This window comes from Leucobacter aridicollis, assembly GCF_024399335.1.
GTDB classification, from domain to species: domain Bacteria; phylum Actinomycetota; class Actinomycetes; order Actinomycetales; family Microbacteriaceae; genus Leucobacter; species Leucobacter aridicollis_A.
Genome location: NZ_CP075339.1, coordinates 1936400 through 1950465, shown reverse-complemented (window position 1 = coordinate 1950465; position 14066 = coordinate 1936400). Strand labels below are relative to the sequence as shown.

The following is a 14066-nucleotide window of genomic DNA, read 5'->3' as shown; positions in this document are numbered from 1 at the left end:
TACCTGATGAAGCCCCTCGACCCACGCCTGTTGCGTTTTGCGGGTGCAGCCCGCACGGTGTTCGCGCTCGGTGCGCTACTCGGAGTAGTGCGCACCGTCGCGATCATCGCCTGGAGCTGGTTCCTGGCGCAGGCGATAGCCTCAGTCGCTATCCCGGTGTTCGAGGGGCTTTGGGGTGCAGCCGGAGCTGGGCGGGTTGCCGAGGGCGTCTACGCCCAGAGCAGCCTGCCCTGGCTCGCTGCTGGTGCACTCGCTGCCGCGATAGTGCGGGCCCTGAGCACGTGGGGGATGGACGTTGTCGCCGCCCGAGGGGCCGTGAAGGTGAAGACCCAGCTTCGCGCGGCTGCGCTCGACGCGCTCGATCGTCGCAGCCCCGAAGCGACCGCCTCAGTAGCCGACGCGAAGCTTGCGACAGTACTCGGGCGCGGCCTCGATGCACTCGACGGCTATTTCTCTGGCTACGTGCCGCAGTTCATTCTCGCGGTTGTCGCCACTCCGATTCTTGTCGCCACTGTCCTCTTCTCGGATCTCCTGAGCGGGATCACAGTGCTGATCGTCTTCCCTGTCATTCCGCTCTTCATGGTGCTCATTGGGCTTGCCACACAGTCGGTGCAGGGAAAGCAGTGGGATCAGTTGCAGCGACTTTCAGCGTCGTTCCTCGATGTCGTCGAAGGCCTTCCGACGCTCAAGATTTTTCGGCGGGAGAAGCGTCAAGCTGCCCGCATTAGCTCTGAAACCGAAGAATACAGATCGCGCACAATGAAGGTGCTGCGGGTGACGTTCCTGTCTGGATTCGTGCTTGACCTCGCCGGTACATTCTCAATCGCCCTCGTCGCGGTGACTGTCGGCACGCGGCTCGTTGCAGGTGAATTCCCGCTCGCGCTCGGCCTCTTCGTGCTCCTCGTTCTTCCCGAGGTGTTCGTGCCAATTCGCCAGGTGGGCGCAGCATTTCACGACTCGACCGAGGGTCTCGCGGCCTCGGCCGATGTCTTCGCGCTCATTGAGGGCGACGACACCGCCGCGCGCGCAAGCCGCCATGACGGCGTCGTCTCGGCAGCTGGCGCAGGCTCGGAGACAAGCCACGGCCTCTCGATCGTCGGAGTCGAACTTGCTCGCGGCGATACGATTGTTGCTGGCCCGCTCAGCTTCGACGTCGCGCCGGGTGAACTCGTTGCTCTCGCCGGCCCATCAGGGGCGGGCAAGACCTCGCTTCTCGCCGCGATCCTCGGATTCATTGTGCCCGCGACTGGGGAGATCCGGGTCGGCGGCCCCATCTCCTGGGCCGGGCAGCAGCCGGGGCTTGTTCAGGGCTCCCTTCTCGACAACGTAACGCTTGGCGCGACCGATCCTGATCGGTCACTCGCGCGCTCGGCGCTCGATCAGCTCGGTCTTGCCGACCTGCCGCTTGACCGCGAGCTGGGTGCGCTCGGCTCCGGCCTGTCGGGTGGCCAGGCCCAGCGCGTGTCGCTCGCGCGGGCCCTCTACCGGGCGGCCGATGTGAACGCCGGGGTGCTGCTGCTTGATGAGCCGAGCTCCGCGCTTGACGCGGAGAGCGAGGAGCGTGTCATCACGGCCGCGCGTGCAGAGGCCGCCGCAGGGCGCGCGGTGCTCGTTGTCAGCCATCGGCAGGCTCTCTTGGACGCCGCGGACCGGGTCGTCACAGTCGAACGCCGTGACGCGTCAGCGCAGCCAGGTCAGGTCCCCGCAGAAAGTGAGGCTCAGCTGTGAGCGTCGACACAGTGTTGCAGCGCGCAACTCCTTCCCGCAGGGCCGCGCTTCCGGGCCAGCTTCTCGGAATCCTCTCGGATGGCGCAGCGGTCGGTCTTCTCGCGCTCAGCCTGTGGCTCATCACCCGCTCGGGTGCGCAGCCCCCGATCTTGCATTTGACCTTCGCCATTGTCGGTGTTCGTGCCCTTGCGATCGGCCGCGCCGCGTTCAGGTATGTCGAGCGGCTCTCGAGCCACGACGCCGCGTTGCACCAGCTGTCGAAGCTTCGCGCATCGACGTTCACGGCTCTCGTGCCGCGCGTGCCGGGCGCGATCGAATCTTCTCGCCGAGGCGAGATCCTCGCGACGTTCGTCGACGACGTCGACCAGCTGCAGGATCACCCGCTGCGCGTCAGGCAACCGCTCATCGTGAGCATCACCGTGACTGCGCTCACTGTGGCGATCATCGCGATCGCCTCACCACTCGGCGCCGCGATCCTGGCCGGGGTGCTCGTTGTCGCGCTGATCGTCGGGGCGACGCTTTCCAAGCGGATCGCTGGTCGCAGCGACAGGGAGCTCGCAGGCGCCCGCTCGGCACTCACTGACGCCCTGCTCGACAGGTTTGGGTCAGCAAGCGTGCTCGCCGCGTTCGGCGCGCTCGGCGCCCAGCGCGAGCGGATTCAGGCCGCAGAAGCGCGTCTCGCGCGCGTACAACTCACGCGCACTCGAGCTGCGGGTCTCACCGGCGCGATCGTCGCCCTCGGCGCCGGGCTGTCGTCAGTCGCGATTCTGCTCGCGGTCGCTCCCGGTGCCGGCGCCTCGTTCTCGGTTCCAGTGTTCGCCGCAATCGTCGTTGTTCCAGCGGCAGTTTTCGACGTCTTCGCGCAGGTGTTTGCCGCGCTGACTGCGAGGCGTACTGTCGAGAAGAGTGCCGAGCGCGTTGCGCAACTCACTGCAGGGGAGCTGCCGCCCGAAATTCCCGTCGACGCCGACGACGCCGATGCGACTGATGACGTGGTGCCGAGTGCAGCACCCGGGATACCGCTCGTCGAGGTTGCCGACCTCTCCATCGCCCACCCAGGTAGTGAGCCCGTCATCTCGGGGCTGTCGTTTACTCTGCGTCCAGCCGAACTGCTCGTGATTACGGGTGACAGTGGCAGCGGCAAGTCGACGCTCGCCCTCGGGCTCTGCAGGTTCCTCGAGTATGGCGGCAGCTACCGTCTCGGCGGCGTGGAAGCGCGCGAGTTCAGCGGCGCAGGGGTGCGCAGCTTCGTCGGGTTGTGTGAGCAGCAGCCGCACCTGTTCAATACCGACCTTAGGCAGAACTTGAAGTTCGCGAAAGAGGACGCGACTGACGAGGAGCTGCTCGCAGCCCTCGAGCGAGTCGGCCTTGGCGAGTGGGTGCGTGAACGTGGAGGGCTTGACGCCTCAGTCGGCGAACGCGGTGCGCTCGTCTCCGGCGGCCAGATGCAACGAATCTCGCTCGCGAGAGTGATCCTGGCCGACTTCCCAGTCGTCATCCTCGACGAGCCGACCGCTGGCGTCGACAAGCTCGTTGCAGACAGGCTACTGCGAGATCTGCTCGGTGCAATCGCCGACGACCGCGCGGTGATTCTGATCACCCACACGGAGGTCCCGGCGGGCATCCCGATCTCGGCTCGGATCGCGCTGTAGGGCTCGCCGACAGAGCCTGTTACACGGCGGTTAGAACTACCGCAGGATAGGCTCCCAAGCGGCATCGAGCGCCTCTCGGAACCAGCTCAGGCGCTCTGCGTCAGGGTGCGCAAGCTCGACATCGTTGATCCGGGAGACGGGTCTGATCCCGTGCAGCGCGTTCACTGCCCACACCTCGCAACGGCTCAGCTCGGCGACGGTGACTGTCGCCCGAGCAAACGCCCCCTGCCCGTCTCCGAGCTGCGCCCTCCCCGCGAAGCGCCGGAGGGCCGCTGCCGCAAGGATCGACTCGGACACTGACTCGACCCGGGCGGTATCGGCAACGACACAACCGGAACTCTCACGCTCTTTGGGCCAGAACACGAGGCTCGTTGTCGCTCCTTCGCGGACGCGGCCGTCAGGGTGGATAAGGAGGGGCTCGGCACCCAGCTGCCGAGTGAGGGCAGCGTAGGCGGCAATGTGGGGGCCTTTCACTCGAACTTGAGGAGGTGCGGGGAGCGACACACTCCGCATGGTGAGCGACTCGCCGAGTGGTGGAAGCGGTCGAAGCGTATAGTCGTATCTGAGATCCCCGCTGGCCTCTCGCCAGAGTTCAAGGCGGGGAAATCCCTCGCCGAAATCTGCAATCTCACGCAACGAGGCTGCGAGAAAGGTGTCGATGTCCGGCGACCCCGCTGCCGCTGGCCGATGCTGTGCCCGCGCCCGGCCGACGCTGCGGACGAACCGCTCGAGATGGCGTTGGAACCCGCGAACTTCTGCGACCCCGGAGCGCGCCCGCACGCGAAACGAGTCCGCGACGAGCAGTTCAGGCGGCGGCGCGAAAGTGCTCATTGCGTGAGCGTAGCACTACGATGTGAGGGTGGAAAACTGGGGAGCGGCGGTAACCGCGGGGGCGGCGGCGCAGGCGCTCGCGAGCAGCGGATCGGCATGGTTCTGGCTCGATGGCGAGGACGCACCTCTGGGGGAGCGGCGCGTGAGCTATCTCGGAGTTGCTGCGGAGACGCGATACGCAGCCGCCGGGCACGAGGGGGAGTTTCTTGCGGGGCTCCGTGAGTTTTCCCGTGCACGTGGAGCCTCCAGCTCAAGGGCGCCTAGCGACGGAGCTCGCAAACCTTCCGCAGATCCGCTGTGTGCCGCCGGAGCCGGGCAGGGCGACGCTCTCGGCGCGGGGCTGCACACCGGATGGATTGTTGCCCTCGGGTACGAGTTTGGCGTCGGGCTGCTCGGAGTCGAGCCGGCGCCCGACCCTGTCGCGCCGGGCTTCGCGTTGCGTTGCGACGCTGTGCTCGTGCTCGACCACTCAGCCGGCACCGCTGCCCTCCATGGTGACGAGGCCGCCGTGGCACGACTCCGAGAGATACTCGAGCCGTCGCTGAATGACAGCGGGGGACGTGGTGCCGAAACGCAGGCAGTGAGTTCCGGTCACCGTGTGCCTGATGCTCCCTCCTGGCGGGGAACTGACTACAATGCCAGTGTTGAGTCGTGCAGAGCCGCAATCCGCCGTGGGGACGCCTACGTCCTGTGCCTGACTGACACAGTTGAGACTGAGACCGATGCGCTGCCGCTCGAGCTGTACACGCGAATTCGGGGCGGGGCGACGCGCGGCGGCGTCATCGTCACCCCCGACCGAGCGCTCGTGAGCGCGAGCCCTGAACGGTTTCTTTCGGTGGTGGGGCGCACTCTGCGAACACACCCGATCAAGGGCACTCGCCCGCGCGGGGTCAACGCCACACAGGATTCCGCCCTTGCGTCCGAGCTCGCAGCCGACCCGAAGGAGCGCGCGGAGAACCTGATGATCGTCGACCTCATGCGGAACGATCTCACACGCGTGTGCGCTCCGGGGACTGTTCGTGTCGAGCGATTCCTCGAGGTCGAGAGCCACCCACGGGTGCACCAACTTGTCAGCACTGTTGCCGGGGAACTTGCGGGCTCAGCCGACGTATTCGATGCAATCGGGAGCTGTTTTCCCGGCGGATCTATGACTGGTGCGCCGAAACGGAGCGCGGTCGAAATCTTGGCCTCGCTTGAGGCGGGTCCGCGGGGGCTCTACTCGGGCTGCTTCGGGTGGATCGACGACTCCGGGAACGCCGAGCTCGCGATGACAATCCGAGGCGTCGAGTTGCGCGGGCCCGGTCTCGCCGGAAGGGGAGAAACCGGTGCGGCAGGCGGGGCGGTCGCGCGCGTCGCCCTTGTCGGAGCTGGCGGCGGAATCACGATCGATTCTGACGCTGCGGCGGAGGTTCGTGAGCGAGATCTGAAGGCAGCCGCGATGCTGGCAGTTCTTTGACGCTCAGCGGGATAAACTGGCTAGATGTGTGTGGCCCGAAGGGGCCCGAAGTGATCGACGAGTGTTGAGGTGCGTGTGAGCGAGCAGGGAACCGGCCAGCAGGATGCTGAGCAGGGCTATGACTTCAAGGCGATTCAGGATCGGTGGCTGCCGGTCTGGGAGGATCTGAAGCCGTTCGAGGTGCCCGCCGGGCTTGAATCAGACCGGCCGCGAAAGTACGTACTCGACATGTTCCCGTACCCCTCTGGGGACCTGCACATGGGTCATGCGGAGGCGTTCTGCTTCGGCGACATCATGGCGCGGTACTGGCGCGGTCAGGGGTACGATGTGTTGCACCCGATCGGGTGGGACTCGTTCGGTCTTCCCGCAGAGAACGCCGCGATCAAGCGCGGGGTTGACCCACGCGAGTGGACCTACGCAAACATCGCGCAGCAGAAGGCCTCGTTCCGAGTGTACGCGCCGTCGTTTGACTGGAGCCGCGTGCTTCACACGAGCGACCCCGAGTACTACAAGTGGAACCAGTGGATCTTCTTGAAGATGTACGAGAAGGGCCTTGCGTACCGTAAGGCGAGCTGGGTGAACTGGGACCCGGTAGACCAGACCGTGCTCGCGAACGAGCAAGTGCTTGCCGACGGAACCTCGGAGCGCTCAGGCGCCATGGTTGTGAAGAAGAAGCTCACGCAGTGGTACTTCCGCATCACCGACTATGCGGATCGGCTGCTCGACGACCTCGACGCGCTCGAGGGGCGTTGGCCAGCAAAGGTGCTGAATATGCAGCGCAACTGGATCGGTCGATCGAAGGGGGCTGAGGTCGAGTTCGAGATCGAGGGCCGCTCTGAGAAAGTTCCCGTCTTCACGACCCGGCCGGACACGCTGCACGGCGCAACTTTCATGGTCGTTGCTCCCGACTCAGATCTTGCAGCCGAACTCGCGGCGGGCGCGTCCTCCGAGGTGCGGATGCAGTTCCAGGCATATCTCGAGGCGACACAGAAACAGACCGAGATCGAGCGGCAGAGCACCGACCGTGAAAAGACGGGCATCTTCCTCGACCATTTCGCTGTAAACCCCGTGAACGGTGAGCGCATTCCCGTTTGGGCATCAGACTACGTTCTCGCAGACTACGGTCACGGAGCGATCATGGCTGTACCTGCGCACGACCAGCGTGACCTCGACTTCGCACTGAAGTTTGACCTGCCGGTTCGCGTTGTCGTCGAAGTTCGCGACGAGGACGGCGAGGTGCTTGCTGATCCTGCAGTCTCGGGCGTGGCAACAGCAGGCGAGGGCAAGCTTGTCAATTCGGGCGAGCTCGATGGCCTCGACAAGCTCTCGGCAATCGCGAAGGCGATTGAGGTTCTCGAGGAGCGCGGCACGGGCCGTGCCACGACAACGTATCGCCTGCGCGACTGGCTCATATCTCGCCAGCGCTACTGGGGAACGCCTATCCCGATTCTCTACGCAGAGGACGGCACTATGAGGCCGGTCTCCGAGACTTCGCTCCCCGTTGAGCTTCCCGCGGCGGCGGGGCTCGATCTCAAGCCGAAGGGGTCATCACCGCTCGGCGCTGCGACTGACTGGTCGACCGTCGTTGATCCCGATACTGGCGAGAAGCTCACCCGCGACCCAGACACGATGGACACGTTCGTCGATAGTTCGTGGTACTACTTCCGCTTCCTCTCCGCGAACGATCCAACGCAAGCATTTGATCCGGCCGAGGCGAAAAAGTGGGCACCGGTTGACCAGTACGTCGGCGGTGTTGAGCACGCAATTCTGCACCTGCTCTACTCGCGCTTCATCACGAAGGTGATGTTCGATCTCGGATACATCGACTTTGAAGAGCCGTTCCTCGACATGCTCAACCAGGGCATGGTGCTGCTCGACGGCGCCAAGATGTCAAAATCGAAGGGTAACCTGGTTGAGTTCGCGTCTGAACTCGAGGAGCACGGGGCTGACGCGCTTCGCGTGACTCTTGCGTTCGCCGGCCCGCCGGAGGACGACATCGACTGGGCAGACGTTTCAGTGCAGGGCTCGGCGAAGTTCCTCGCCCGCGCCTGGCGCATCGCCCACGATGTTGAGATCGGCGGAGCTCCTGTCGGTAGCGACTTCTCGGCGGGCGACAAAGCGCTGCGCCGGAGCACGCACCAACTGCTGATCGACGCGCCTCAGCTCGCTGAGTCGTACAAGTTCAACGTTATTGTCGCGCGCCTGATGGAGCAGGTGAACGTGACCCGCAAGGCGATCGACTCGGGGGCCGGCGTCGCCGATCCTGCCGTGCGCGAGTCTGCGGAGGCGATTGCGGTCATTCTGTCGATGTACGCGCCCTACGCGGCCGAGGATATGTGGGCGATGCTCGGGCATGACGCCACCGTCGCGCTCGCCGAGTGGCCGAAGGGTGACTCCTCACTCACCGTCGTCGACGAGGCGCTCATGATCGTGCAGGTCGACGGGAAGGTGCGCGACAAGATCACGGTGTCGACCTCGATCTCGAACGAAGACGCCGAGACGGCCGCTCGCGCCTCGGCGAATGCCAAGCGCGCGATCGGAGACCGCGAAATCGTCAAGGTGATCGCGCGAGCACCGAAGATTGTCTCAATCGCGACGAAGCCCGCAGCGTAGCTGCGACCGTCGCCGTTCGCTAGCCGGGCGGTGAGCGTACAGTGCCCCGACCCTCGTAGCAGGAACGGGGCACTGCTATGTTGAGAGGGGCAGGAACCTGAACGAGTGACTGAGGCGGGACGATGACTGAGCGGCGAAGCACACCTGGGCCGAAGTTCATGTTCGCGACGGTCGTCGCCGCGTGCGCGGTGCTGGCGCTCACAGCCTGCGGGCCTGCCTCGACCAACTCCGAGCCCCGGCCCACCGACTCTGAGATCGCGCCAGCCCCCGGCGACGCTGACGGTGAAGCAGCCGGCGACACTGGGGCGGTTGCGCCAAGCGATCCGGGCCCGCCTGTGACGATTCCTCCCTGCGACACGCTTATTCCGCTTGCACAAGTCCAAGCGAAGCTCGGCGAGAACTTCGAACCCTGGGACGGCCCAGACGACGAAGCCCACCTGACGGCATCGCTTGGGCAATCCGCAGCGTCAGCCTTTGAAGCCGCGACCGAGGTGGTGCCGTGTTACTGGGGCGTGCCACTCTCAGACCACACGACGAACATATTCGTTGCGAACCTGCCGACGGCGATCCGAGCCGGGCTTGTCGAAGACCTGCGCCGCTCAGACTATGTTGAGTCTGAGTCGCAGGGCGTCGTGCTGTTCACACACACGGTCGACGACGGGACGATGAAGCAGACGAATTGGTTTGGCTTCCAGGGCGACGTGTGGGTCGCCTCAACCCATTTCGGAGAGCAACTGCCAATCGAGCTCGCCTTTGCTGGTATTCGCGCGGCGAACCCCGACTGGCAGCCGGCCGCAGTCTGACCAATGTCGCGAGTGGCAGTTCGGGCGATTTGACCGTACTGACAGCGTTGGAGCGTTGCACGCAGCATGTGCTGCCGCCACGATTGGCGCGATTCATCCACAGATGATGCTCGTCGTTCCTCTCGCTCGCGAGCGGCGTGAAGAGTGGGCACATGAATCCCGCAACCCGACCCCCCTCACCGCCGATCGTGTCTCGGCCTCGAACCCGTCATAATCACCCCACCCACCCTGCTATCCGACCGGAGACGCCGTCCACGCCCGCCGGAGCCAAGGATCCTCGCAAAGCGTCGGTCGCGGGGCGTGCAGGTGAGACACAGCCCGCGGGGCGTTGGCGCGGGGAACCCACCGTGGGAGCGGACCCTGAACCACTCAGTTGGGAGCAGGCTGAATCAGCGTCGGCGCGATTCCGGCGCGTTCTGAGTGTGCCAGCGCTCGTGTCCGTGGCAGTCTTCGTGGTTGCGCTCGCGATCACTGCGACGGTGCTCATCCGGGGGCTCGGGGGAACCGGGGAGGTCGGGCTCGCACAAGCCGACGGGCGTGACGGGAGTAGCGCTACAGGGACGGGCGGTGATGGAGTCGGGCCCGGCGCTCATGCGGGCACGGGGGCAGTAGACGCTCACGCCGGAGGCGCGGGCGAGCTTGTGACTCAGGAAGCAAAGCTTGTCGTACACGTCGTCGGCGAGGTCGTGAACCCTGGTGTGCTTGAGCTTGATCCGGGCTCACGGGTGCTCGATGCGATTACGGCCGCGGGCGGTCCAACGGAGAGCGCTGCACTTGCTGCGCTCAACCTCGCTCGGGAGGTGAGCGACGGCGAGCAGATCGTGATTCTCGACGCTGAGACTGCTGCCGAGGGAGCCGGAGGCAGTCTTGCGTTGCCCGGGACCGGCGCTCCAACGGGGGGAGCTGCCGGAGGCGAGGGCGCGGTCGAAGGACGTGTGAACGTGAACACTGCCGGAGCCGAAGGGCTCACCGAGCTGCCCGGTATCGGGCCAGCAATCGCTCAGCGCATCATTGATTGGCGTGAAGCGAACGGGAGATTTGCCGACGTCGATCAGCTCCTCGAGGTAAGTGGCATCGGCAGCAAGACCCTCGACAAGTTCCGGGACAGGGTCGTCGTGTGACTCCGGCAGGCAGTGTTGTCGCAAGCGCATCGCCCAGTCACGGGCAGTGGCGGCTTCTCGCCCCCGCTATCGTGTGCTGGGCGGCGGCTGCGGTTGTTGTGCACATCCCGGGCGCCGCAATTTGGTTTGAGGTCGTGCTGGGCATTGGCGGGGTTGGTATCGCGGCGATTCTTGCTGCCCGTCGCCGGGCTCGAGGAGCAACCGGGCAAAGCAAGTGGGGATGGACTGGAGGAGCCGGGCTGCTCTGCGTTGCGGCTCTGCTCGCTGTGATTGGGCGCGTCGCGGTCGTTGAACACGGTCGAGACTCGGTATCGGAGGCGCTATCACGGTTCGGAGGCGGCGCGCGCGTTGCTGCAACTGTTGTTGTCGGCGGCTATCCGGCCCCTGCCGCGAGCGCTCGAGGAGACGATGCAGAGCGGAGTTGGGTTCGTGGCCGACTCGTTCGCCTTGTGCCTGCTCCCGGATCCGGATCGCATGATGTCGACCTCGAATCAGGCTGCGGTGGCGGTGTTCACGCGCCGCTGCCGGCAGCGGTGCCCCCATCGGTGTCTGTGCCTGTGCCTGTGCCTGTGCCTGCGTCTGCGTCGGCGATACTGTGGCTCGACGGTGCCCCACCTGCTGGCTGGTACCCGGGCGCCACCGTGTGTGCGGCCGGAACCCTCACACGTGGGCCACCTGAGAGCCTCGCTGCGTTCGAGTTGTCGGTCTCGAGTACGGTGGGTCCCCACGCCGCGGGTAACGTACCTGCAACGCTCGGCGAGGCTGCCGCGGCGCTGAGACTGGGCCTGCGTGCGGCGGCGGCTGGGGTACGCGGGGCAGAGCTCGTCCCGGGCCTCGCTGTGGGAGATACGAGCCTTGTATCGGACTCGCTAGATCGATTGATGCTCGAATCAAACCTGACACACCTGACTGCGGTCTCAGGGTCTAACTGTGCGCTCGTCATCGCCGCAGCCGTTGCGGCGGCACGGGCCATGGGTCTTGGGCGACGCGGGCGTGTGCTCATTGCCGGCGGCGCGCTCATTGCGTTTGTGGTGATCGTGGGGCCCGATGCGAGTGTGCAGCGCGCGGCGATTATGGCGGGTGTGCTCCTCGCCGGAAACTTTGGAGGGAAGCAGGGGCGCTCACTTCCTGCGCTTGGCCTCGCTATCCTTGTGCTGCTTTTGGCTGATCCGTGGCAGGCAATCCAGCCTGGCTTTGCGCTCTCCGTTGTGGCGACTGCAGGAATACTTCTCGCAGCAACACCCGTGAATGCGTGGCTGCGCAGGCGGGCGCGGATGCCCCAAGTGCTCGCCCTCCCGCTGGCCGTCGCCGTCGTCGCCCAGGTGAGTTGCGCCCCGCTGCTACTGCTCTTGCAGCCAGGCTTCTCGCTCGGCGGGGTGCTCGCGAACCTGCTTGCCGCACCCGCGGCTCCTGCGGGAACCGCAGCTGGCCTCGCCGCGCTGATCCTGCTGGCGTTGCCCGGTGGCAGTGGGGTGCTAGCGCTCTGGGGCGCAACGTGGCCGGCGCGCTGGATCGAGGCGGCGGGAGAGGTAGGAGCCGCGCTGCCTGGCGGGAGATTGTTCTGGCCCGAAGGGTGGGGCGGTGCCGCCACACTTACGGCTGTGTACTGCCTGGCATGGCTTGCTCGTATATTCGTGCGGCGAAGCCAGCGCGGCCTCGCTGCGCCAGGAAGCGTCGCCGCCGTGCACTACCGGCAACCTTGGCCCAGCAGTCGAACCCGTGCCGTTCGTCACAGACGAGGGTGGATCGGCCCTGTGAGAACCGCGCTTGTCCCGGCTCTCGCTGCCTGGATCACTGCCGGGGCGGCGGTCGGCATCGCCGGAGGGGTCACTGTAGTTGTCCCGCTCGTGCTGCGTCTCGGTGTGCCAGCTGATTGGGCGATTGTCGCCTGCGACGTCGGCCAGGGGGATGCTGTGCTGCTTCGCGACCCAGGCGTGAAGTCTGAGGTGATGCTTGTCGATACGGGTGATGATCCAGACGCGCTGGAAGCGTGCCTCGATGTGTTCGGAGTGGAGCGGATCAGCTTACTCGTGTTGACTCACGACCACTGGGATCATGTGGGGGCACTCGACGCAGTCAGCGGGCGAGTCGACTCGGCGCTCCTCCCGCCCGACAGCGGCGACGATCTCGGACGGAGCCGAATAGGCGACAGGATAGTGGAAGCCGGGATCCCCGCTGTCGAAGCCACAGCCGGAATGGCTGGAGCCGGCGTCCGAGCCGACACAGGCATCAGCCGGAGTGAAACCGCGGGGATGCGCTGGGAGGTACTCGCCCCACCCGTTCGCGCGTCGTATCGCGATGTGAACGCGACGAGCCTCGTATTGCGCGTCGATGTCGGTGCGCTCACCGTGCTCATGCTCGGAGATACTGGTGCAAACGAGCAAGAGCCGCTTCTTCGCAGCCATCCAGGGTTGACGGCTGACGTCGTGAAAGTTGCCCATCACGGCTCACGGGACCAGGCTCCCGGCATGTACGACTTGCTCGGCGCCCGCGCGGCGTTGATCTCAGTCGGGAGCGGCAACCGATACGGTCACCCAAACTCCGAACTCGTCGATACGCTCGCGGCTACTGGGGCTGAGGTGCTTCGCACAGACGAACACGGTTCCCTCGCAATCGTCGACCGTCGGGGCGAGATGACGTATTGGGCGGCCGGTGGGGCCGCCAGGCCAGGTCGCTCGCGCGACCGTGCCTGGCGGCCCCAACCGCCAGAGCGCCCCGGGCCGGTGAACCCCCTCACCTGGCCGGGGCGCGCCCCCGGAACGAGAGCAGCTTTGCGAGCATGGCGCAAGACCCGTTAGGAGAAGTCGGCGAACCCCTCGACGGCGTCAGCGATCCCGTTGACGAAGCTCGTGTAGGTGAGCGCGAAACCGAAGCGTTCGGCGAGGTTGCCGTCGATCCAGTTTCCCTTCTCCACCGCAGGCACGCGCTTCAATAGCGGGTCGAGGTCCGCGGCGACGTTGTCCTTGTAGACGAGCAGCATGTCGGTATCCGAGAACACGCTGACGGCGTTCTCGTAACTGAGCATGTGGCCGATACCGTTCGGGTTCGGCGGTGCGGCATTGATCTCTTCGCTCTCGAGGATCGTGAATCCGAGCTCGGGGAGTACGGTCATGTAGATCGACTCGTCTGAGATGACGGTGAAATTGTCGACCGGCGAGTGAATGACCGATGCAACCTTGCCGTCTGCGTAGGATCCGATTCGGTCCTTGGCGGTCGCGAGTGCCTGCTCGTAACCCGCGATCGCTTCCTCAGCCTTGTCTTCCCGGCCAAGGAGCTCGAGCTGAGCAGTCATCGCCTCGAACGGGTTCTCAGCGGAGGCGCCCTCGACGTCAAGGCCGTCGTTGACGGCGAGTACGGGCGCAATCTCGTCGAGCTTGAAGTCCTCGCCCTCGTAGAAGTTCCACCACCCGACGCCTACGACGATGAGGTCGGGGTCGTACGACGCAATCTCTTCGCGGTTCAAGTCAAACGCGGTGTTCTTCAGATGGGCGACGTCATCATCGATGAGTGGGGAGAGCGGACTGTCGGTGCCGTATGCCGTCGCAACGAGCGGGTAGTCAGCGAGCAGCGCCATTTCGAGTCCGCTGCGGCTGTCGAGCACAACGACCCGCTTCGGCTCGTCCGGAATCTCCGCAGAGTAGCCCTCGTACTCGAAGTCGATGGTCTCCGACGATGCCGACGATGCAGCCGGCGCCGCCCCGTCAGAGGCAGGTGGGCCGCTTGCGCAACCGGCGAGTAGACCAACGGCGACGGTTGCCCCGAGAAGCGCGCACGCACGACGACGAGTCGCTGTTCTCCGAGCGGTGGGAGACGTAGATGTGGATACGAATGGCATGTGTGTCCTTGCTGACAAGCGATAGCC

General features: G+C 65.5%; 9 protein-coding genes. 7 read left to right on the top strand and 2 right to left on the bottom strand.

The window, feature by feature from the left end; genetic code table 11:
- The first annotated feature begins 6 nt into the window (after positions 1–6).
- Positions 7–1728, top strand: coding sequence for a thiol reductant ABC exporter subunit CydD (cydD, locus tag KI794_RS08740; RefSeq protein ID WP_255807799.1), 1722 nt, complete (start codon positions 7–9; stop codon positions 1726–1728).
- On the top strand, positions 1725–3380 hold the full coding sequence (gene cydC / locus KI794_RS08735; protein WP_255807798.1) for a thiol reductant ABC exporter subunit CydC: 1656 nt from the start codon (positions 1725–1727) through the stop codon (positions 3378–3380). Before cydD ends, cydC begins: the two co-directional genes overlap by 4 nt.
- Positions 3381–3416: 36 nt before the next feature.
- Here the strand turns inward: cydC and KI794_RS08730 are convergent, their stop codons facing one another.
- Positions 3417–4211 carry an aminotransferase class IV gene (locus tag KI794_RS08730; protein WP_255807797.1) on the bottom strand — a complete coding sequence of 265 codons (795 nt, stop codon included), beginning with the start codon at positions 4209–4211 and terminating at the stop codon, positions 3417–3419.
- 28 nt (positions 4212–4239) lie between these two features.
- On the opposite strand from KI794_RS08730, the gene KI794_RS08725 reads away from it, so the two are divergent.
- The 5 genes from KI794_RS08725 (at position 4240) to KI794_RS08705 (ending at position 13002) form a co-directional block, all read left to right on the top strand.
- Positions 4240–5667 carry an anthranilate synthase component I family protein gene (locus tag KI794_RS08725; RefSeq protein ID WP_255807796.1) on the top strand — a complete coding sequence of 476 codons (1428 nt, stop codon included), beginning with the start codon at positions 4240–4242 and terminating at the stop codon, positions 5665–5667.
- 75 nt (positions 5668–5742) lie between these two features.
- Positions 5743–8280 carry a leucine--tRNA ligase gene (leuS, locus tag KI794_RS08720; RefSeq protein ID WP_255807795.1) on the top strand — a complete coding sequence of 846 codons (2538 nt, stop codon included), beginning with the start codon at positions 5743–5745 and terminating at the stop codon, positions 8278–8280.
- Between the two features lie 122 nt (positions 8281–8402).
- Positions 8403–9083, top strand: a complete 681-nt coding sequence (locus KI794_RS08715) for a hypothetical protein (protein WP_255807794.1) — start codon at positions 8403–8405, stop codon at positions 9081–9083.
- A gap of 347 nt (positions 9084–9430) precedes the next feature.
- Complete coding sequence (locus tag KI794_RS08710) at positions 9431–10204, top strand: helix-hairpin-helix domain-containing protein (protein ID WP_255807793.1); 774 nt, start codon at positions 9431–9433, stop codon at positions 10202–10204.
- The gene (locus KI794_RS08705) at positions 10201–13002 is read left to right on the top strand and encodes a ComEC/Rec2 family competence protein (protein WP_255807792.1); all 2802 of its coding nucleotides are present in this window, start codon (positions 10201–10203) and stop codon (positions 13000–13002) included. Before KI794_RS08710 ends, KI794_RS08705 begins: the two co-directional genes overlap by 4 nt.
- On the opposite strand, the gene KI794_RS08700 is transcribed toward KI794_RS08705, so the two are convergent.
- Positions 12999–14039: an ABC transporter substrate-binding protein gene (locus KI794_RS08700; RefSeq protein WP_255807791.1), complete on the bottom strand. Its 1041-nt coding sequence runs from the start codon at positions 14037–14039 to the stop codon at positions 12999–13001. The genes KI794_RS08705 and KI794_RS08700 overlap by 4 nt on opposite strands.
- Between the last annotated feature and the right edge of the window lie 27 nt (positions 14040–14066).

What these genes read in the sequence shown, in the direction of transcription:
- KI794_RS08730 (WP_255807797.1), bottom strand. Translation starts at nt 4,211, where the DNA reads ATGAGCACTTTCGCGCCGCCGCCTGAACTGCTCGTCGCGGACTCGTTT.
- KI794_RS08715 (WP_255807794.1), top strand. Translation starts at nt 8,403, where the DNA reads ATGACTGAGCGGCGAAGCACACCTGGGCCGAAGTTCATGTTCGCGACG.
- cydD (WP_255807799.1), top strand. Translation starts at nt 7, where the DNA reads ATGAAGCCCCTCGACCCACGCCTGTTGCGTTTTGCGGGTGCAGCCCGC.
- KI794_RS08700 (WP_255807791.1), bottom strand. Translation starts at nt 14,039, where the DNA reads ATGCCATTCGTATCCACATCTACGTCTCCCACCGCTCGGAGAACAGCG.